We start from the raw sequence: 19257 nt of genomic DNA, 5'->3' as shown, positions 1-19257 counted from the left end.
CTATGAGGCAAAATTCGGCATGGCCGGATTATCCCGCCGCTGCAACGTGCCCGACCGATTCATCGCACCGTCGATGAAGTGTACACGCACCGGTGCCATGCGCCTAGTTCACGGCGGGTGATGTCACGCGAAACTGACCTCACGCAGATGGGCTCACGTACGCTTTCGCTCGCGCTGTCACCGCGCGGCAACGGTCCGCCGATGGTGTGCGACGATCAGGAGACTTCGGCTTTACTGGCCGCGCCGCCGATCTCGTCCATCTTCCGATAGAGGGTCGAGCGGCCGATTTTCAACCGACGCGCGACTTCCGACATCTGGCCGCGATAATGCGACACCGCAAAGCGGATGATCTCGGCCTCCATCTCTTCCAGCGGACGGGTTTCGCCCTGCTCGTCGAGCATCGAGAGGTTGCCGTGCGGCAGCATGGCCGGGACCGGTTGTGCGGGCGCAATCGGAATGTCCTGGCCGGGGACCCGCGAGGGCTGGGGCAGGGTGAGCGCTTCGGCCGCAGGGATCGGGCTTTCCTCACCGATTGCATCGGTGCCGACGATGGCGGGGAAATCTTCGGCCCGCAGCTCATCACCATCGGAGAGCACCACGGCGCGATAGACGGCATTCTCGAGTTGGCGGACGTTACCCGGCCAGTCCGCGGTGACGAGACGTTCCATCGCACCGGCACTGACGCGGGCAATGGCGCGGTTTTCCTCGGCGCCGAAGCGCGCAAGGAAATGTCGCAAGAGATGCGGAATGTCCTCGCGCCGCGCCCGCAGTGGCGGGATCGTCAGCGGCAGCACATGCAGGCGGTAGAACAGGTCGTCGCGGAAGTGCCCGGCCTTCACATGGTTCAGAAGGTTGCGGTTGGTCGCCGAGATGATGCGGACATCGACCTTCACGGGCTTCCGCCCTCCGACCGCCTCGACCTCGCCCTGCTGCAGGGCGCGCAGGAGCTTCACTTGTGCTGTCAGGGGCAATTCGCTGACCTCATCGAGGAACAGCGTGCCGCCGGAGGCCTCGACGAATTTTCCGGCATGCCGCTCGGTCGCGCCGGTGAACGCGCCCTTCTCGTGGCCGAACAGGATTGATTCCACGAGATTGTCGGGGATCGCGCCGCAATTGACGGTGACGAACGGCTTGCTCGCGCGTTCCGAGGAGCCATGAATGGCGCGCGCAAACAATTCCTTGCCGACGCCGGATTCGCCTTCGATCAGCACCGGAATGGCGGAGGCTGCGGCCTTCTGGCCGATCGCAAGTACATGGGCCATCGCTTCCGAGCGCGTCACGATGTCCTTGAAGGTGAGGCGGCCTTCGCGCGAATGACGGATGCGCTGCAGTTCACCCTTGAGCGCGCTCGCATCAAGCGCGTTACGCAAGGAGACCTGCAGCCGCTCGATGCCGACCGGCTTGACGACGAAATCATGCGCGCCCGCGCGCATGGCGGAGACCACGTTGTCGATACCGCCATGCGCGGTCTGCACCACGACGGGCACATGCAGCGAAGCGTCGCGCATTCGCGCCAGCACGCCGAGGCCGTCGAGGCCCGGCATCACGAGGTCGAGCACGACGGCGTCGATCGGTTGCGTTTCATCTGCCAGCACCGTCATCGCCGCGTCGCCGCTCTCGACGACGATGGTCCGATAGCCGCAACGCTGCACCATGTTGTCCAGCAAACGGCGCTGGACGGCATCGTCATCGGCAATCAGAATAGTGGCGGCCATGGAATTCCCCGGTTAGCAGGTTTATCTGTCTCGAATCGGGGCACTCTCGCCGAAGCCGATTAACACCCTCTTAAGAGTTGGCGGTTGTCCACAACGCCGTCACCCGACACGAAACAAACAGGTAGGAAACATGGCTGCACGCTCGTCCTCCGCTTTGCGCAAATCCGTCAAGACGAAGAAGGCGGCCAAGCCTGCGAAATCGATGTCTGCGAAATCAGTGGCTGCGAAGAAATCGCCGAGCGCGAAAACGCCAAAGCTTCCCGAGTGGAATCTCGGCGACCTCTATGCCTCGATCACTGCGCCGGAGATTGCGCGCGACCTCGACAAGCTCGATGCGGATTGCGTGGAGTTCGAGGCCGCCTACAAAGGCAAGATCGCGGCGAGGCTGTCGCAGCCAGGCGCAGGTGAGTGGCTTGCGGAAGCGGTGAAGGCCTATGAGGCGATCGACGATCTCGCGGGTCGGCTGATTTCCTACGCAGGACTCGTGCATGCGGGCGACACCGTCGATCCCGCAATCTCGAAATTCTACGGCGATGTGTCCGAGCGCCTCACCAATGCCTCGACGCATCTCTTGTTCTTCACGCTCGAACTCAACCGCATCGACGACGATCTGATCGAACAGGCGATGCAGGTGCCGGCGCTGGGCTATTACCGGCCCTGGCTCGAGGATATCCGCAAGGACAAGCCCTATCAGCTCGAGGACCGCATCGAGCAGCTCTTTCACGAGAAATCGACGACGAGCTATGGCGCCTGGAACAGGCAGTTCGACCAGACCATCGCGGGCCTGCGCTTCAAGGTCGGTGCGAAGGAACTGGCGATCGAGCCGACGCTGAATTTCCTGCAGGATCGCGCACCCGCGAAGCGCAAAACGGCGGCGCAGGCGCTGGCGAAAACCTTCAAGGCGAATGAGCGCACCTTTGCGCTCATCACCAATACGCTCGCCAAGGACAAGGAAATTTCCGACCGCTGGCGCGGCTTTCAGGATGTCGCGGACTCGCGCCACCTCGCCAATCGTGTCGAGCGCGAGGTGGTGGATGCACTCGTGGCTTCGGTGCGCGCCGCCTATCCGCGCATCTCGCATCGCTACTACGCGCTGAAGGCGTCGTGGTTCAAAAAGAAGAAGCTGCCGCATTGGGACCGCAACGCGCCGCTGCCGTTCGCGGCCGCTGGCAATATCGCCTGGGGCGATGCGCGCGCGACCGTGCTCAAGGCCTATGGCGAATTCTCGCCGGAGATGGCCTCGATCGCGAAACGCTTCTTCGATGATCGCTGGATCGATGCACCGGTGCGCGCAGGCAAGGCGCCGGGTGCGTTCTCGCATCCGACCACGCCGTCGGCGCATCCCTATGTGCTGATGAACTATCAGGGCAAGCCGCGCGACGTGATGACGCTTGCTCACGAGCTCGGTCACGGGGTGCATCAGGTGCTGGCCGCGAAGAACGGTGCGCTGATGGCGCCGACGCCGCTGACGCTTGCCGAAACCGCAAGCGTGTTCGGCGAGATGCTGACCTTCAAGCGTCTTCTCGCGCAGACCAAGAACGCCAAGCAGCGCCAGGCGCTGCTCGCGGGCAAGGTCGAGGACATGATCAACACCGTGGTGCGGCAGATCGCATTCTACACGTTCGAGCGCATGGTCCACACCGAGCGGCGTGAGGGCGAACTCACCGCCGAGCGGCTCGGCGAGATCTGGCTGTCGGTGCAGGGCGAGAGCCTGGGGCCGGCGATCGAGATCAAGCCGGGCTACGAGACATTCTGGATGTACATCCCGCACTTCATCCATTCGCCGTTCTACGTCTACGCTTATGCGTTCGGTGATTGCCTTGTGAACTCGCTCTATGCGGTCTACGAGCGCGCGGCGGAGGGCTTTGCCGAGCGCTATCTCGCCATGCTCGCGGCCGGCGGCACCAAGCATTATTCCGAACTGCTGGCGCCGTTCGGGCTGGACGCCAAAGACCCGACCTTCTGGGATGGCGGTCTTTCAGTGATCGAAGGCATGATCGACGAACTCGAGACCATGAAATAGGGCGCGGTGCAGCGTGACGCGTAAAACATTTGTTGAACAGAATGATAGGAGGCGTTATACAGATGTATAACGCCTCCTAAGCATTATCCGTGGAGACATGCCATGAAGATCGAGATCAAGAAGATCGGCAATTCTGACGGCGTTCTGCTGCCGCGTGAATTGATGCAGCGTCTCGACCTTAAGCGCGGACAGACACTCCATATTACGGAGCTTCCGGGCGGTGGCTTTCAGGCTCTTCCCTACGATCCTGACTTCGAGAAGACGATGAAGATCGCCGAAGAGGTCATGGACGAATATCGGGACACACTCGCGGTTCTGGCGAAGTAAGCGAGCGTGGCTGAGGTTTCCGAACCGCTCTGGCTCACCTATGAGCAGGTAATTGCCATGCATAGCCGCCAGCTCCGCCGTTTTGGCGGTGCGGCCAGCTTGCGGGATGAAGGGATGTTGCGTTCCGCTTTGGAGCGCCCCATCAACAAGTGGCGCTATGAGCAAGCCGATTTGGCTCAGCTTGCCGCTGCCTATGCTTTTGGCTTGGCCAGAAACCATGCATTCGTGGACGGAAACAAACGAATTTCGTTCATGAGCCTGATGGTGTTTCTGGCAAAAAACGAAGTTCGCTTTTCACCTCCGCCTGCCGATGCCGCAGCGATGATTTTTGCGCTTGCGGCTGGCGAGGTGGGGGAAGACGGGCTTATCCGCTGGATACGAGACAATTGGCCCGCGTCCTGAATCCGATATCCGGCCGATGGTGAGACCCATCGGATCGGGCGGCGATCCGCCCGCCATATTCCCCGCAAGCTTTTACGCAGGGCTGGTCTTCAACTTTTTGCCTAGAACAAGCTCTCCAAGCCGTTGCCCTGCCGCGGCAAGTGCGGTATTGCCCAAGAAAATTTGATGCTGGAGGCAATCATGGCGGACCACAACGAGGTGGCCTACACGACCGCGGATGGGAACGACTATCCGGCGCACGAGCAGAGCTACGAAGATTTCCTGAAGTTGATGAAGTACACCGGCATCGCCACGGTCGTGGTGCTGGTCCTGATGGCGATCTTCCTCACCTAATTCGAATTTCCCCTGAATAATCAACGGGATTGAAGGAGGCGGCGGAAGCCGCCTTTGCATGTTGTCGGGGTGCGCCAAGCACCGGTCAGACGCGAGCTCTGAGATCGCGGGAGGCTTTATGAAGATAGCGATTGCCAAGGAACTAGACGCGGCCGAGCCGCGGGTCGCGGCGACGCCGGATACCGTGAAGAAATTCAAGGCGCTCGGCATCGACGTTGCGATCGAACCCGGCGCCGGCCTGAAATCGGGCCTGCTCGATTCGGATTTCGAGGCCGTGGGCGCGACGGTCAGCGGCGATGCGGTGAAGGATGCCGACGTCGTCATCAAGGTGCGCCGTCCGCAGGCGAACGAGCTTGCATCCTACAAGAAGGGTGCGGCCGTGATCGCGATCATGGACCCGTACGGCAATGAAGCCGCGCTGAAGACAATGGCCGATGCCGGCGTCGCGTCTTTCGCGATGGAACTGATGCCGCGCATCACCCGCGCGCAGGTGATGGACGTGCTGTCCTCTCAGGCCAACCTCGCGGGCTATCGCGCGGTGATCGAGGCGGCGGAGGCTTTCGGTCGTGCCTTCCCGATGATGATGACGGCAGCAGGCACGGTGCCGGCCGCGAAGGTGTTCGTGATGGGTGTCGGCGTTGCCGGTCTGCAGGCGATCGCAACCGCACGCCGGCTTGGCGCAGCGGTCACCGCCACCGACGTTCGCCCGGCGACCAAGGAGCAGGTCGAAAGCCTCGGCGCAAAATTCCTCGCGGTTGAAGACGAGGAGTTCAAGAACGCGCAGACGGCCGGCGGTTACGCCAAGGAGATGTCCAAGGAATACCAGGCGAAGCAGGCCGCACTTACTGCCGAGCACATCAAGAAGCAGGACATCATCATCACCACCGCGTTGATTCCGGGCCGTCCGGCGCCGAAGCTGGTCACGCTCGACATGGTGAAATCGATGAAGCCGGGCTCCGTGCTGGTTGATCTCGCGGTTGAGCGCGGCGGCAACGTCGAAGGCGCCAAGGTCGACGAGATCGCTGAGGTCAACGGCGTGAAGATCATCGGCTTCACCAACCTCGCGGGCAGGGTCGCGGCCTCGGCTTCCGGCCTTTATGCGCGCAACCTGCAGTCGTTCATCGAAACGATGTTCGACAAGGAAACCAAGTCGCTGGCCGTGAAGTGGGATGATGAATTGATCAAGGCCACGGCCCTGACCAAGGACGGCGCCGTCATTCACCCGAACTTCCAGCCGAAAGCATAAGGAATACAGCCATGCATGCTCTTGAGGTTGTCGATCCGTTCGTATTCCGGCTGTCGATCTTCGTGCTCGCGGTGTTCGTCGGCTATTTCGTGGTGTGGTCGGTTACGCCTGCGTTGCACACGCCGCTGATGTCGGTGACCAACGCGATCTCCTCGGTGATCGTGGTCGGTGCGCTGCTTGCCGTTGGCGTCGCCCTTGTCGGTGATGACAACGGCCCGCTCTGGGCACGCGCCTTCGGTTTCGTGGCGCTTGTTTTCGCATCAATCAATATTTTTGGCGGCTTCCTTGTGACCCAGCGCATGCTGGCGATGTACAAGAAGAAGCAGAAGTAAGGTGGGGCCGGGCCTATGAACGCGAATCTCTCGGCGCTGCTCTACCTCGTTGCAGCCGTCCTCTTCATCCTCTCGCTGCGCGGCCTGTCCTCTCCGGCATCGTCGCGCCAAGGCAACTTCCTCGGCATGGTCGGTATGGCCATCGCCGTCGCAACCACGCTGGCGGCGCATCCGCCGGCAAGCGGCACCGCCTGGATTTTGGTGGTGCTCGGCATCGCCATCGGTGGCGCGATCGGCGCACTGATCGCCCGCCGCGTGCCGATGACGGCAATGCCCGAACTCGTCGCGGCCTTCCACTCGCTGGTCGGCATGGCGGCGGTGCTCGTCGCAGCCGGTGCGTTCTACGCGCCGACCGCCTTCGACATCGGTACCCATGGCAGCATCCACGCATCGAGCCTCGTTGAAATGTCGCTCGGCGTCGCCATCGGCGCGCTGACCTTCACCGGCTCGGTGATCGCGTTCCTCAAGCTGTCGGGCCGCATGAGCGGCGCGCCGATCATTTTACCGGCACGCCACCTCATCAACATCGTGCTCGGCCTCGCGCTGGTGTTCTTCATCTACGGCCTCGTCACCTCGCAGAGCGCGGTCGACTTCTGGCTCATTACCATCATCGCGCTGGTGCTCGGCGTGCTGCTGATCATCCCGATCGGCGGCGCGGACATGCCCGTCGTGATCTCGATGCTGAACTCGTATTCGGGTTGGGCCGCGGCCGGCATCGGCTTCACGCTCGGCAACTCGGCGCTGATCATCACCGGTGCGCTGGTCGGCTCGTCTGGCGCGATCCTGTCCTACATCATGTGCCACGCGATGAACCGCTCGTTCATCTCGGTCATTCTCGGCGGCTTCGGTGGCGACGCTGCGGCGGCTGGTGCTGCCGCGGGCGGCGGCGAAGCACGTCCGGTCAAGCTCGGTTCGGCCGACGACGCAGCCTTCATCATGAAGAACGCGCAGAAGGTCATCATCGTGCCAGGCTACGGCATGGCAGTGGCGCAGGCTCAGCACGCGCTGCGCGAAATGGCCGATATGCTGAAGAAGGAAGGCGTGGAAGTGAAGTACGCCATCCATCCGGTCGCGGGCCGTATGCCTGGCCACATGAACGTGCTGCTCGCCGAAGCGAACGTGCCTTACGATGAGGTATTCGAGCTCGAGGACATCAACTCGGAGTTCGCGCAGGCCGACATCGCATTCGTGATCGGCGCCAACGACGTGACCAACCCGGCCGCGGAAGAAGACCCGTCCTCGCCGATCTACGGCATGCCGGTGCTTCAGGTCTGGAAGGCAGGCACGGTGATGTTCATCAAGCGCTCGCTCGCCTCCGGTTATGCCGGCGTCGACAACCCGCTGTTCTACCGTGACAACACCATGATGCTTCTCGGCGACGCCAAGAAGATGACGGAGAATATCGTCAAGGCGATGTAATCAGCATCATCGGAAATGAGGCCACGCACGCCAAAGCTTCGGCTTGCAACTGTCGGCGATGCGGCGATCGTGCCGCTCGCGGTGCCTCATGATCCCAAAATCTGCAACCCCTCGATCGCGGCAAGCGACGAGGGGTTTTTCTGTCTGATCCGTTCGGTCAATTACGAGCTCGATTCCTATGGCCGCGTGCTGACCGCACCGGAAGGCGGCTTCAAGTCCGGCAACTGGCTGGCCCGGCTGGACGATGAACTTCGCATCACGCAGTTCGAGCGGATCGACGACAGCGCTGTCGGCCTCGATCGCAACCCGTGGAATCGGCTCGAGGATGGTCGGCTGTTTCGCTGGAAAGATGCCTGGTGGTTCACCGCGACGTGGGTGCTCGCCGACGATCCGCTCGTCTGCCAGATCGCGCTCTGTCGGCTGCAGGGACACAAGGTCGTCGAATGGCATCTGCTGCCGTCTCCGGCCGGTTCGTCCCGCGAGAAGAACTGGATGCCGCTGGTGGACGGCGGCGACCTCAAATGGATCTACTGGGTCGATCCGACCGAGATCCTTTCCTATCGCAACGGCAGCCTCTCCCGCGTGCGCCTCGACCGCTACGGCCGGCTTGAAGGATGGGCCGGTTCGTCACCTCTCGTTCGCTATCGCGGCAACAACTGGCTCTGCGTGGTTCATCAGCGCCGGGACTGGCGGCACGTCAGTTCCTTCGTGCATCGGCTGGTCGAATTCGACGATGATTTTCGGCTGCGGCGGATGTCGCCTGCCTTCACCTTCGAAGGTGATGACGTCGAATATTGCGCAGGGCTCTGCCTGACGGGTCGTCATGCGATCCTGAGCTATGGCGTGCAGGATCGCGAGGCGCGGCTGATGCGGCTCAATCTCGTGGCCATCGAGGGACTGTTGCGGCCGCTGCGCATCCCGAAGCGGGTATCGACCTTGGGTGTCGATACATGGCGGAAGGCGCGCCCCTGGCTCCGCCAGCCGCGCAAAAAATTGCAAGCGGCTCTTGGCCGGCCGCGTTCCTGACCCCGCCGGCAGACGGTTGAATTCTAAACCGTGACCGCCTGCCACCGAGTGGTCGCAGTTGATCCCTCAATCGGCCCAAAAGTTCCCGCATGCAGGCCCGGCCCGGGGAGCACATTCCGCGATGATCAAGAAATTTCTGTCCAAATATATTCTGGAGGTGATCCCCTCCATCGTGGCGACGGTCGTCGGCGCCTACATCGTCACCAACTACATCAACAACAAAGCCCCGGCGGAAAAGCCCCCGGTGGCAACGGCTGCGCCTGCGCAGGCCGTAGCCACGCCTGAGACGCCGCGCAAGGATGATGCTGCAGCCAAGGAGGCCAAGGCTGAAGCCAAGCCTGAGACCAAGGCCGAGGCGACCGCAAAGGCCGCCGCCAAGGCGGCTGCGGAGCGGCTTGCGAGCGAGAAGGCGGCGGCTGCCCGCGCATCTGCAGAAAAGGCGGAGACGGCCCGGAAAGCTGCCGAGCGGCGGGAACTGGAGAAACGGGACGCTGAACGCCGTGAGACCGAAGCGCGTGCACATGCGCTTGCCAAGGGTGCGAAAAGTGTTCCTGCGTCGGCTGAGAGTGTGAATGGCTCCGATGCCAACGATCTGGCGCGGGCTGCGATCGAGCGGCTACGGACCGAGGAGCCCAAAGCCGAGGCCAAGGCAGAGCCAAAGGCTGCGCCCAGAATAGTCGAGCCGAAACCCGTGGAGCAGGCGGCCCGCGTGCCGGAACGCCGTGCCGTGCCTGCTGCTGCGCCATCTATGACCACGGGCTCTGCGCCCGCGACATCGCCTGTTGTGACGGCGCCCGCCGCCGCGATGCCGGCGCCGGTGGAAGTGAAAGAGGTTGCGGTTTCGCCGTCAGGACCGGTGCCGCCGGCTGCCGTTGCGCCGGTGCCAGCGGCTTCAGCGGATGTTCCGCAGGCCATTGAGGCGCGGGCGTCGCATCTGGTGCCGCCTGCGGAGATTCCGGAACGCCCGCTCGATCTGCGGGCAAAGAAGGACGACAGCTCCGTTGCCGAGGACGTGGTGTCGGCGGCCAAATCGGCCTTCCAGTCGGTGCTGCCGCGCTAGAGCAGATTTGCTTGAGACGGAATCAGCCGCCCGTCATGCCCGGCTTTATGCCAAGTATCCACGTCTTTAGAGATTCAGAGAAGAAGACGTGGATGGCTGGGACAAGCCCGGCCATGACAGATCTCGCTTTCACCAGAAGCGAAACCGCGCTAGCGCCGCGCGACCTTCTTCTTCGTCTCTTTTTTCGTTTCGCGCTTCGCCACCGTCTTTTTCGGCGGGCGTGGAACGGGCACCACGATTCCGCCGGGCTCGGCCGCCATCGACTCGAAGAAGTCCTTCACGGCGCTGATCTGGCCCGGATTGGATGCGCTGTAGCCGGGCAGGTTGGCGATCGCATCCCGGAATTCCTCACCCTTCATCAGATCGAGCAGATGCTGCATCGGCAGTGTATCGAGGAAGGCGCGATGGCAGACGAAGAAATAGTCCTCCGTCAGCAACGGGATGAAATCCAGCCCGAACTGCCGCGCGGCCGCCTCAACGCCGAAGCTCGCATCCGCCATGTTGCTCGCGACAAAGGCCGCCACGGCCGCATGGGTGAATTCCAGTTGCGTCTCGTGCAAGGCGGAAGGATTGACGCCGTGCAATTCCAGCAATTGATTGAATACCTGCCGGGTGCCGGAATCGTGGTCGCGATTGACGAAGCGCGCGTTGCGCGCGACGAGGTCTTCCAGCGAATGGATGTTGAGCGGATTGCCCCGCTTCACCATCAGCCCCATCTCACGGGTCACGAGGCTGATGACGCGATCCTCGCGCGGATCAAGCCATTCCAGGCAGGATCGGATGTTCTGCTCGCGCAACGGGCCACGCGGCAGATGGACGCCGGAGAGATCGCAGGCATTCTGCGCAAGCGAGACCAGTGAATTCTGATTGCTGACATACCGCAGGTCGACGCCGAGGGCGGGCAGGCGGTCGAGCATCTCGCGCAGCTTCGATACCGCAAAGCCGTGACTCGCATGCACGCGGATCACCGACGGCTGCTGATGCAGGAAAGGCTTGATCTCGCTCGCAAGCTCCTGCGCGAGGTTCTGCAGTTGCGGACCCAACCGCGCTTCGAGCCGCTGTCCCGCCCAAACGAGCTTTTCGCCGAACGGCGTCAGCGTCGTGCCGCGTCCGCGCTGGCGCTCGACGAGCGGTGCGCCGAAGAACGCCGACCATTGTTCGATCAGATTCCACACGTGCCGGTACGATAGATTTGCATGCGAGGCCGCGCTCGTGAGCTTCCCGGTCTGCCGGATCTCATTGAGGATTCCGAGCATGACGATCGCCGCCTGCGGGCTTCCCTCTTTTCGGAACCGCCATACCGGCTCGATCTCGATGTGCAGCATAATACCAGTCCTTATGCACGGTTGTTCATATGAACGGAACAGACCTGCTCAAGATATCATATTTTTTATTGAAGAAACGCTCCTACCTTAAAGAACAACAAGAAGGAGGAATATGATGTCGGTAGCATATGACTATGATGCCGTATCGCTCATCAGGCGGGTCTCGGCAAGGGAGAAACTGCTCGTCATCGACGGCAAGCTCGTCCCCTCCGTGTCCGGCAAGACCTTCAGAAGCATCAACCCTGCAACCGAAGAGGTGATCGCAACCGTCTCCGAAGGCGGCGTGGAAGATGTCGAGCGGGCCGTCGCAGCAGCGCGGCGCGCGTTCGAAGGCCCCTGGAGCCTGATGCGTGCGGCCGAACGGAGCAAAATCCTGTTCCGGCTCGTCGACCTGATGAAAGAGCACGAGGACGAACTGGCCGAGCTCGAAAGCCTCGATGCCGGTAAGCCGATCTCGGCCGTGTTGCGGCAGGACCTTCCCGCCGCGATCGATACCCTGACGTACTACGCCGGATGGGCCGACAAAATCCACGGCGAGGTGATCCCTGCGCGTGAGGACGCGCTGACCTACACCGTCCGTGAGCCGGTGGGCGTGGTCGCGGCGATCGTGCCCTGGAATTTCCCGATGATGATCGGAATGTGGAAACTGGCTCCCGCGCTGGCTTGTGGCTGTACCGTGGTGATGAAGCCGGCTGAACTGACCTCGCTCTCCGCCTTGCGGATCGCCGAACTCGCACTCGAAGCTGGCCTGCCGGCTGGCGTGTTCAACGTCGTTGCGGGTTCGGGCCGCGTGGTCGGCGAAGCGCTCGTCAATCACCCGGACGTCGACAAGGTGACCTTCACCGGCTCACCCGGTGTCGGCCGTGGAATCATGAAGGGTGCCGCGAGCAACTTCAAACACGTCTCGCTCGAACTCGGCGGCAAGTCGGCCAACGTGATCTTCGAGGACGCGGACATTGCCGCAGCGACCAAGGCGGCCGCTTCGGGCGTGTTTTTCAATGCGGGCCAGGTCTGTTCGGCAGGCTCGCGCGTGCTCGCCCACGAGAAGGTCTATGACGAGGTTGTCGAGCGACTGACGGCCCGCGCCAAGACCATGAAGGTCGGTGATCCGTCCGATCGTTCGACTATGTTGGGCCCGGTGATCTCCGAGAAGCAGATGAACAGCATTCTCGGTTACGTCGATATCGGCCGGAAGGAAGGCGCCACCGTTACGACCGGCGGCGAGCGGATCGGCAACCGCGGCTTCTATATCCAGCCGACGGTGTTCGCCGATGTCGCACACGAGATGCGCATCTCGCAGGAGGAGATCTTCGGACCTGTGGTGAGCGTGGTGAAGTTCAAGGATGATGCCGATGCGCTGCGCATCGCCAACGGCACGGCGTTCAGCCTTGCCGCGGGTGCGTGGAGCCGCGACATCGCCCGGCTGCAGAACTTCGCTCGCCGCGCGAAGGCGGGCACGGTCTGGCTGAATACGTTCGGCTATACCGATGTTCGCCTGCCGTGGGGCGGCGCGCACGACTCCGGTCTCGGCCGCGAGCGTGGCACCGCGGCGCTGAAGAACTTCACCGAAGAGAAGGTGGTCTGGCTGAACACCAGAGGCTGAGGTTTGGATAGGGCTGCCCGCGGTCGCGGACAGTCTTTCCAATGAAAGCGCGGGCCCGTGTGGCCCGCGCTTTTGTTTCGAGCACAGCAGCGTGGTTGTGCGGGCGAGCGCACTGGGTGTCGCTGTGGACCAGGCTATCGTCTTCTCCCTCGTCCCGCCTGCGGGGAGAGGGGGGCTTTTTTGGTATCGGAATTTGCCCCTCACCCGGCGCTTTCGCTTTGCTCAAGCGTCGACCTCTCCCCGTAAACGGGGAGAGGTGAAGGGAACATCACACAAACAAAAACGCGGACCGTAAGGCCCGCGTTTTGTCAGAACTGGAAATTGTAAGGCTTAGCGGGCAGGGCGCGGTGCACCGCCGGCGCCACCAGCCGCACCGCGGCCGCGATCTGCGCCGAACACCGGCTTCGGCTTCGAGGGCAGCAGGCCTTCGCGCTGCAGCTTCTTGCGCGCGAGCTTGCGGGCGCGACGAACGGCTTCCGCCTTTTCGCGAGCCTTCTTCTCGGAGGGCTTTTCGTAATGACCGCGGAGCTTCATCTCGCGGAAAATCCCCTCGCGCTGCATCTTCTTCTTCAGCGCCTTGAGGGCTTGGTCGACATTGTTATCGCGGACGAGAACCTGCACGCGGCATCCTTTTTCGGTTTGAAGTCTGAAAATCTGGGACGTGCCAGAGTGCCGCCAAAGGCAGGGCCCTTCACGTCGAAGCGCGGTTCTTACCAGATCGACGGTACAGTGTCCACCTGGGGGATAAGGGTTTTTGGAGCATTCAGGGGACGCAGTTTCAGGGCAGATTCCACCCTGAAAGGGGTGATTCGGGGTAGGGCGAAACCCGGACGGGCCTGTTCCGACGTGCAACTGTGGTTCACAGATCGGGAGAGACGACAATGGAATCCAGGAAATATGCCGCCGAACTGATCGGCACATTCTGGCTCACCTTTACGGGCTGCGGCAGCGCCCTGCTGGCCGCGGCCTTTCCACAGGTCGGCATCGGCCTTCTCGGCGTCGCGTTCACCTTCGGCCTTGCCGTCGTCACCATGGCGTTTGCCGTCGGCCATATCTCGGGCTGCCACCTGAACCCGGCCGTCACCGTCGGGCTGGCCGCGGGCGGCCGCTTCCCGAGCAACCAGATCATTCCCTACATCGTCGCTCAGGTGATCGGCGCCATTCTCGGCGCGGCGCTGCTTTATCTGATCGCGAGCGGCAAGGCGGGTTTCGATCTCGCGGGCGGCTTTGCCTCCAACGGCTACGCCGAGCATTCGCCCGGCAAATACAGCCTGCTGGCCTGCCTCGTCTGCGAGGTGGTGATGACCGCGATGTTCATCTTCATCATCATGGGCGCAACTCATGGCCGGGCGCCTGCGGGCTTCGCGCCGCTCGCCATCGGCCTCGCACTCGTCATGATCCACCTTGTCAGCATCCCGGTGACCAACACCTCGGTCAACCCGGCACGCAGCACGGGCCCGGCGCTGTTCGTCGGCGGCTGGGCGCTGCAGCAGCTCTGGCTGTTCTGGATTGCGCCGCTGGTCGGCGGCGCTCTTGGCGGAGTTGTCTATCGCTGGCTGAGCGATGAGCCGGCCGGCATTGTCGAAGGCCGCAAGTAAGTCTCACGTTCCAAAGACAAAGGCCGCCGCGAACGCTCGCGGCGGCCTTTTGTTTTAACTTGATGGAGCTTTTTTACTCCTCCGGCTTCACCACGGTGACGTGGCCCATCTTGCGGCCAGGCCGGACGGTTTCCTTGCCGTAGAGATGGAGCGTGACGCCGGGCTCCGCCAGATACTTGCCGTAGTCCAGCACTTCGTCGCCGATCAGGTTCATCATGGTGACATCGCCATGGCGAATCGGCTGGGCGAGCGGCCAGCCGGCGATGGCGCGGATGTGCTGCTCGAACTGCGACACCGAGGCGCCGTCGAGCGTCCAGTGCCCGGAATTGTGCACACGCGGCGCGATCTCGTTGACGAGGACGGACGGGCCGTTCTCGCCCGGCACGACGAACATCTCGACGCCGAGCACGCCGACATATTTCAGTTCGGTCGCGATGCGGGTTGCGACCTCGCGGGCCTGAGCCGCCAGCGCGGGCGGGATCGCGGCCGGTGCATGCGAGATCTTCAGAATATGATTCTGGTGCTCGTTCTCGGTGACGTCGTAGCAGACGACCTCGCCGGTCGCGGAGCGCGCGGCGATCACCGAAACCTCGCGCTCGAACGGCACGAAGGTTTCGAGAATCGCCGACCGGGTCGACAGCCGGGCCCATACGGCCTCGAGATCGTCGCCGTCGCGGATCATGATCTGGCCCTTGCCGTCATAGCCAAAGCGGCGGGTCTTCAGCACCGCAGGGAGGCCGAGCGCGGCCGCCGCACAGCGCAGGTCCTCGACGGAGCCGATGTCGGCATAGCCGGCGGTGCCGATGCTGAGACTGTTGACGAAATCCTTTTCCGTCAGGCGATCCTGCGTGGTGCCGAGCACGGAGGTATCCGGCAGCACCGGCCGGCGCGCCTGCAGCGCCATCGCGGTCGCGGTCGGGATGTTCTCGAACTCATAGGTGATGACGTCGACGTCGGAGGCGAACAGCTCAAGCGCCTCGATATCGGCGTATTCGGCGCAGGTCGCGCGTTGCACCACGTCGAACGCCGGCGAATCCGGGTCCGGTGCATAGACATGACATTTGAGGCCGAGCCGCGCCGCGGCAAGAGCCAGCATCCGGCCAAGCTGGCCGCCACCCAAAATACCCACCGTGTCGCCGGGTTTCAGCGCCACCTGTTTCGATGAAGTCACTTGGAATCCTTATGGCCGCTCGGAAACGGCGTCGGTCTGTTGCTTGCGCCATGCGGCGAGTTTTGCCGCCAGCGCGCCGTCGGACAGCGCGAGCACGCTGGCGGCCAGAAGCGCAGCATTGATAGCGCCGGCTTTGCCGATCGCCAAGGTTCCTACGGGCACACCGGCCGGCATTTGCACGATGGAATAAAGCGAATCCACTCCGGAAAGCGCCTTGGATTCCACCGGCACGCCGAACACGGGCAGTTCGGTCAGGGCAGCCGTCATTCCGGGCAGGTGGGCTGCCCCCCCGGCACCCGCGATCACGACCTTGTAGCCGGCAGCCTTGGCGCCCTTGGCGAAGCTGTAGAGCCGCTCCGGGGTGCGGTGGGCGGAGACGATCAGCCGCTCGGAGGCGACGCCCAGAGCGTCCAGCGTCTCGGCAGCATGCCGCATGGTTTCCCAGTCGGATTGGCTTCCCATGATGATGGCAACGGAGGCAGGCATAATGGCTGGTTTCTCGGGGTGAAGGACAGCGGGTAAGGCAAGGGACGGATTATAGGGGTGGGGGTCCGGCGGGCAACCGCTTTACGGGCGGCGGCTGGGGCGGCTGACGATGAGGTAAACGGTCGTCAGGCGATGATGTCGGGGGTGATCTGGTCTTCCAGGAAGGAAATCCGGTCGCGGAGCTGCAGCTTGCGTTTCTTGAGTCGTTGCAGCCGTAAAAGGTCCGGCGCCGGCGAATGGTGCAGGGCCTCAATGGCCGCATCGAGATCGCGATGCTCCTGTTGCAATCGGGCCAGTTCGAGCGTGAATTCGTTATTGTCTTGTTCGGCCATGATACCCGACGGCGGCTTCTTGCCTCGCGCGTAAACGCAATGACCCGACTGTCATGACAGAAAAGAGCCGGCCGTGCCAGCCTCGGCCATTTTCCATCCGCATTTCATAAAATGCGTATCGCTGCCTGTGGCCTTTGGCGCGGAGTACTATCCGGCTCGGCGCTCTCAGGCGCTGACATCCGCACTCGCGCCCGCCTGCGCCAATGAGGTCGGGTAGGGCGACAGGCGTTGCGCGCCAGCCCGTCGACTCTCGGCCATCATCGCTTCGAACGCGGCATCGAGTTGTTCGCGGCTATAGACGGTCGAGGTGCTTTCGCGGGGTGTCCATTGCGATTGTGTGATCGCGGTGGACGCCTTCTCGATGGTGCCGCCGAGCAGTCTGGCGTAGGCCTCGGCGCGCCACTGGGCGAGATCAGGTCCGAGCAGACCCGGAGGGTCCTGCAGGTTGCCGACCGTTCCCGCCGCGGCGTTGGTCATCATCGACGAGCCGCCATTGTACAAAGTGGCGACCACTTTGCCGTCGACTTTAACCTGCGCATAAATGTTCTGAGGTGCATTATCTGGAACGGTGGACTGCATGTCCTTCATGCTCTGGGCTCTCAGCCAGTTCGTCGCCAACAGATCGCGCAGAAATGGAATGTCTGCGACCGATACAGGTTTGGCGTGTAACTGTTTGAGTTGCGAGACGTCGATCCGCAAACCCGTTGGCTTCGTCCCGGCCTGGATATCCGACTGAGCTTCAGTTGTTCGCGGTATTGAATTTGCGGCGAGCGTCTGCATCGGGCGCAGATAGTTCGAAGCCGCGCGGGATATACCTGAAAGTATGAGACCCTCCGACGCTGACTCACTCTTTGTGTCCGAATTTAAAAAGCAAGTTTCGGACCAGCGAGCAGGAGGTTTGAAAGTCTGGTGTTTTTGCAAACAGCGCATGTGCTGCATCGGTAAATGTTGCCGCAGCGGCAGGATTTACCGATGCGCAATTTTATATCGGGCAACGAACCTGTTCGAGACAAGCCGGTAGCGCTTCCAAGGCAGGAAGGTGGAATCGGAAATACCATTCCGAGCTTTTTTATGATTCTTCAGTTCCGAATGTGAATTCGTTCCTCGCTTCACAGAGACGTTTGAATCTGTCGCACAGAGCGGTGTCGACAGAACAGAATTGCGATGTACAATCTTCTGTTCAAGCTCGGATCTGACATCCACGACAGAAGGAGACTTCTTATGGCGGTTCAGGCGCGTCTCGTTGAGCTGGAGCGTAAGCATCGTGCCCTCGAAGGCGAGTTGCATGAGGCTTTAAAGAATCTCGCAACGGATGATGTGCGTATTATCGAGCTGAAGCGGCGCAAGCTGCTGCTCAAGGACGAGATCGAACGCCTGAAGACGGTGTCCGACAGCAAGGGCAAGACGCTGCACTAAAGAGCGGCGTCACCTTCTATCTCGCACCTGTCGATGGCCGGTCACGCGGATCCGCCTCTGGTGGTTTATCCGCTTGCAGTGTCAGAACTGTGCGGTGAGATGACCAACCTCTTCCGCGATCGCCAGCGATGACGTCAGGCCCGGTGATTCAATTCCGAACAGGTTGACGAGGCCGCTCACGCCGTGGTGCTGCGGGCCTGCGATGACGAAGTCCTGCACCGCGACCGCGGGCGGCACGATCTTGGGCCTGATGCCGGAATAAGCGGGCACCAGCGCGCCATCCGGCAGGCCCGGCCAGTACCGCCGGATCGCGGGATAGAAGCGTTCGGCGCGCGCCGGATCGACATCGTAGGCGACCTCGTCCACCCACTCGACGTCAGGACCGAAGCGGCCCGCGCCGGCAATGTCGAGCGTGAGATGCACGCCGAGTCCGCCGGGCTCCGGCAGCGGATAGATCAGGTGCGAGAACGGCACTCGCGTGGTGCAGGCGAAGTAGTTGCCCTTGGCGTAATAGGCGGTTGGGATGTGCTCCCGCGGCAGACTCTCGATCGCACGCGCAAGGTTCGGTGCATCGAGTCCGGCCGCGTTGATGAGAAGGTCGCAACTGAGCGTCATCGGCGTCTCGCCGCCGATCTCGACGACGAATCCCTTGTCGCCATTCCCGCGTCGTGCCGTGACGAACGGTGCGTGAAAGGCGAAGGCCGCGCCTGCGTCTTCTGCATCGCCGCGCAGTGCCAGCATCAGCGCGTGGCTGTCGATGATTCCGGTCGAGGGCGAGAGCAGCGCGCTGGCGCAATTGAGCGCAGGCTCCATCGCCTGCGCCTCGCGTTTGTCGAGCGCCCGGAGGTCGCCAATGCCGTTCGCTTGCGCGCGGGCGCGGATCGCTTCAAGCCTTTCCGGATCGCCGGCCCCGGTGGCAACGATGATCTTGCCGCAGCGGCGGTGCGGAATGCTGTGCTCCTCGCAGTAGCGATAGAGCATCGCACGCCCGGCGACGCACAGCCGCGCCATCGCGCTGCCTGTCGGATAGTACATGCCGCCATGGATCACTTCCGAATTGCGTGATGAGGTGCCCGAGCCGATGTCGCCCGTGGCTTCGAGCACGACCACCTCGCGCCCCATTCGTGCCTGCGCGCGCGCGATGGCGAGCCCGATCACGCCGGCGCCGACGACGAGGCATTCAACGTGGTCCATGGGGACTCCAATCGGTTCGATTGCGGCGGAAGCGCGGGGCCACGCGGCCTGAGGTCCTTCGCGTTAGGCGCCTGTTAAGCATAGCAACGCATTTGCTCGCGCAAACGTGATAATCGCCTGCGCCGCGGCGAGGTGTTTACCCGATTCATACCGGCGCAACCAGAGAGTGCGTCCCGTCAATGCGCGGGTCGAAATGAACTCTGGGCCAAAGACAGTCGGGACGGCCGCCATCCGCTTGTCCGGTGGAGT

20 protein-coding genes are annotated in these 19257 nt (G+C 62.5%); 12 read left to right on the top strand and 8 right to left on the bottom strand.

Going from position 1 to position 19257, the window contains the following annotated elements; genetic code table 11:
* Positions 1-215 precede the first annotated feature (215 nt).
* Positions 216-1715, bottom strand: coding sequence for a sigma-54-dependent transcriptional regulator (locus OCA5_RS14475; RefSeq protein ID WP_012562254.1), 1500 nt, complete (start codon positions 1713-1715; stop codon positions 216-218).
* Positions 1716-1845: 130 nt separating this feature from the next.
* On the opposite strand from OCA5_RS14475, the gene OCA5_RS14470 reads away from it, so the two are divergent.
* The 9 genes from OCA5_RS14470 (at position 1846) to OCA5_RS14430 (ending at position 9883) form a co-directional block, all read left to right on the top strand.
* The gene (locus OCA5_RS14470) at positions 1846-3738 is read left to right on the top strand and encodes a M3 family oligoendopeptidase (RefSeq protein WP_012562255.1); all 1893 of its coding nucleotides are present in this window, start codon (positions 1846-1848) and stop codon (positions 3736-3738) included.
* A gap of 102 nt (positions 3739-3840) precedes the next feature.
* Entirely contained in the window at positions 3841-4065 is a 225-nt protein-coding gene (locus OCA5_RS14465) for an AbrB/MazE/SpoVT family DNA-binding domain-containing protein (RefSeq protein ID WP_012562256.1), read from the top strand.
* Between the two features lie 6 nt (positions 4066-4071).
* Positions 4072-4467, top strand: coding sequence for a type II toxin-antitoxin system death-on-curing family toxin (locus OCA5_RS14460; protein ID WP_081434665.1), 396 nt, complete (start codon positions 4072-4074; stop codon positions 4465-4467).
* Positions 4468-4647: 180 nt separating this feature from the next.
* Positions 4648-4800, top strand: a complete 153-nt coding sequence (locus tag OCA5_RS14455; RefSeq protein ID WP_012562258.1) for an aa3-type cytochrome c oxidase subunit IV — start codon at positions 4648-4650, stop codon at positions 4798-4800.
* A gap of 118 nt (positions 4801-4918) precedes the next feature.
* Entirely contained in the window at positions 4919-6046 is a 1128-nt protein-coding gene (locus tag OCA5_RS14450; protein WP_012562259.1) for a Re/Si-specific NAD(P)(+) transhydrogenase subunit alpha, read from the top strand.
* 11 nt (positions 6047-6057) lie between these two features.
* Positions 6058-6378 (top strand): proton-translocating transhydrogenase family protein, encoded by a 321-nt coding sequence (locus OCA5_RS14445; RefSeq protein WP_012562260.1) that lies wholly within the window; start codon positions 6058-6060, stop codon positions 6376-6378.
* 15 nt (positions 6379-6393) lie between these two features.
* The gene (locus OCA5_RS14440; protein WP_012562261.1) at positions 6394-7797 is read left to right on the top strand and encodes an NAD(P)(+) transhydrogenase (Re/Si-specific) subunit beta; all 1404 of its coding nucleotides are present in this window, start codon (positions 6394-6396) and stop codon (positions 7795-7797) included.
* A 15-nt stretch (positions 7798-7812) separates the two neighbouring features.
* Positions 7813-8823, top strand: coding sequence for a hypothetical protein (locus OCA5_RS14435; RefSeq protein ID WP_012562262.1), 1011 nt, complete (start codon positions 7813-7815; stop codon positions 8821-8823).
* 121 nt (positions 8824-8944) lie between these two features.
* Positions 8945-9883 (top strand): hypothetical protein, encoded by a 939-nt coding sequence (locus tag OCA5_RS14430; protein ID WP_012562263.1) that lies wholly within the window; start codon positions 8945-8947, stop codon positions 9881-9883.
* Positions 9884-10032: 149 nt separating this feature from the next.
* Here the strand turns inward: OCA5_RS14430 and OCA5_RS14425 are convergent, their stop codons facing one another.
* Positions 10033-11208, bottom strand: a complete 1176-nt coding sequence (locus OCA5_RS14425) for a substrate-binding domain-containing protein (RefSeq protein ID WP_012562264.1) — start codon at positions 11206-11208, stop codon at positions 10033-10035.
* 115 nt (positions 11209-11323) lie between these two features.
* Between OCA5_RS14425 and OCA5_RS14420 the strand changes: the two genes are divergently transcribed.
* Positions 11324-12811 (top strand): aldehyde dehydrogenase family protein, encoded by a 1488-nt coding sequence (locus tag OCA5_RS14420; protein ID WP_012562265.1) that lies wholly within the window; start codon positions 11324-11326, stop codon positions 12809-12811.
* A gap of 330 nt (positions 12812-13141) precedes the next feature.
* On the opposite strand, the gene rpsU is transcribed toward OCA5_RS14420, so the two are convergent.
* Complete coding sequence (gene rpsU, locus OCA5_RS14415) at positions 13142-13432, bottom strand: 30S ribosomal protein S21 (protein ID WP_012562266.1); 291 nt, start codon at positions 13430-13432, stop codon at positions 13142-13144.
* Positions 13433-13692: 260 nt separating this feature from the next.
* Here rpsU and aqpZ point away from each other — a divergent pair, with 260 nt between their 5' ends.
* Positions 13693-14409 (top strand): aquaporin Z, encoded by a 717-nt coding sequence (aqpZ, locus tag OCA5_RS14410; RefSeq protein ID WP_012562267.1) that lies wholly within the window; start codon positions 13693-13695, stop codon positions 14407-14409.
* A gap of 73 nt (positions 14410-14482) precedes the next feature.
* Here the strand turns inward: aqpZ and OCA5_RS14405 are convergent, their stop codons facing one another.
* From OCA5_RS14405 to OCA5_RS14390, 4 genes are all read right to left on the bottom strand, one after another.
* Complete coding sequence (locus tag OCA5_RS14405; RefSeq protein ID WP_012562268.1) at positions 14483-15580, bottom strand: 5-(carboxyamino)imidazole ribonucleotide synthase; 1098 nt, start codon at positions 15578-15580, stop codon at positions 14483-14485.
* Between the two features lie 9 nt (positions 15581-15589).
* Entirely contained in the window at positions 15590-16066 is a 477-nt protein-coding gene (purE, locus tag OCA5_RS14400; RefSeq protein WP_012562269.1) for a 5-(carboxyamino)imidazole ribonucleotide mutase, read from the bottom strand.
* 125 nt (positions 16067-16191) lie between these two features.
* Entirely contained in the window at positions 16192-16398 is a 207-nt protein-coding gene (locus tag OCA5_RS14395; protein ID WP_013913314.1) for a YdcH family protein, read from the bottom strand.
* A 165-nt stretch (positions 16399-16563) separates the two neighbouring features.
* Positions 16564-17178 carry a hypothetical protein gene (locus OCA5_RS14390; RefSeq protein WP_012562272.1) on the bottom strand — a complete coding sequence of 205 codons (615 nt, stop codon included), beginning with the start codon at positions 17176-17178 and terminating at the stop codon, positions 16564-16566.
* A gap of 441 nt (positions 17179-17619) precedes the next feature.
* Here OCA5_RS14390 and OCA5_RS14385 point away from each other — a divergent pair, with 441 nt between their 5' ends.
* Positions 17620-17814, top strand: coding sequence for a YdcH family protein (locus tag OCA5_RS14385; protein WP_012562273.1), 195 nt, complete (start codon positions 17620-17622; stop codon positions 17812-17814).
* 81 nt (positions 17815-17895) lie between these two features.
* Here the strand turns inward: OCA5_RS14385 and OCA5_RS14380 are convergent, their stop codons facing one another.
* On the bottom strand, positions 17896-19008 hold the full coding sequence (locus OCA5_RS14380; protein WP_012562274.1) for an NAD(P)/FAD-dependent oxidoreductase: 1113 nt from the start codon (positions 19006-19008) through the stop codon (positions 17896-17898).
* Positions 19009-19257 lie beyond the last annotated feature (249 nt).

The organism is Afipia carboxidovorans OM5 (assembly GCF_000218565.1).
Taxonomy (GTDB): Bacteria; Pseudomonadota; Alphaproteobacteria; order Rhizobiales; family Xanthobacteraceae; genus Afipia; species Afipia carboxidovorans.
Note: the sequence above shows the minus strand (reverse complement) of the source record. Positions and strands in the feature narration are given on the sequence as shown.

Coding starts and splice junctions, on each gene's coding strand:
- OCA5_RS14475 (WP_012562254.1), bottom strand. CDS start 1,715: ATGGCCGCCACTATTCTGATTGCCGATGACGATGCCGTCCAGCGCCGT.
- OCA5_RS14470 (WP_012562255.1), top strand. CDS start 1,846: ATGGCTGCACGCTCGTCCTCCGCTTTGCGCAAATCCGTCAAGACGAAG.
- OCA5_RS14465 (WP_012562256.1), top strand. CDS start 3,841: ATGAAGATCGAGATCAAGAAGATCGGCAATTCTGACGGCGTTCTGCTG.
- OCA5_RS14455 (WP_012562258.1), top strand. CDS start 4,648: ATGGCGGACCACAACGAGGTGGCCTACACGACCGCGGATGGGAACGAC.
- OCA5_RS14450 (WP_012562259.1), top strand. CDS start 4,919: ATGAAGATAGCGATTGCCAAGGAACTAGACGCGGCCGAGCCGCGGGTC.
- OCA5_RS14445 (WP_012562260.1), top strand. CDS start 6,058: ATGCATGCTCTTGAGGTTGTCGATCCGTTCGTATTCCGGCTGTCGATC.
- OCA5_RS14440 (WP_012562261.1), top strand. CDS start 6,394: ATGAACGCGAATCTCTCGGCGCTGCTCTACCTCGTTGCAGCCGTCCTC.
- OCA5_RS14435 (WP_012562262.1), top strand. CDS start 7,813: ATGAGGCCACGCACGCCAAAGCTTCGGCTTGCAACTGTCGGCGATGCG.
- OCA5_RS14430 (WP_012562263.1), top strand. CDS start 8,945: ATGATCAAGAAATTTCTGTCCAAATATATTCTGGAGGTGATCCCCTCC.
- OCA5_RS14425 (WP_012562264.1), bottom strand. CDS start 11,208: ATGCTGCACATCGAGATCGAGCCGGTATGGCGGTTCCGAAAAGAGGGA.
- OCA5_RS14420 (WP_012562265.1), top strand. CDS start 11,324: ATGTCGGTAGCATATGACTATGATGCCGTATCGCTCATCAGGCGGGTC.
- aqpZ (WP_012562267.1), top strand. CDS start 13,693: ATGGAATCCAGGAAATATGCCGCCGAACTGATCGGCACATTCTGGCTC.
- purE (WP_012562269.1), bottom strand. CDS start 16,066: ATGCCTGCCTCCGTTGCCATCATCATGGGAAGCCAATCCGACTGGGAA.
- OCA5_RS14395 (WP_013913314.1), bottom strand. CDS start 16,398: ATGGCCGAACAAGACAATAACGAATTCACGCTCGAACTGGCCCGATTG.
- OCA5_RS14390 (WP_012562272.1), bottom strand. CDS start 17,178: ATGCAGACGCTCGCCGCAAATTCAATACCGCGAACAACTGAAGCTCAG.
- OCA5_RS14385 (WP_012562273.1), top strand. CDS start 17,620: ATGGCGGTTCAGGCGCGTCTCGTTGAGCTGGAGCGTAAGCATCGTGCC.
- OCA5_RS14380 (WP_012562274.1), bottom strand. CDS start 19,008: ATGGACCACGTTGAATGCCTCGTCGTCGGCGCCGGCGTGATCGGGCTC.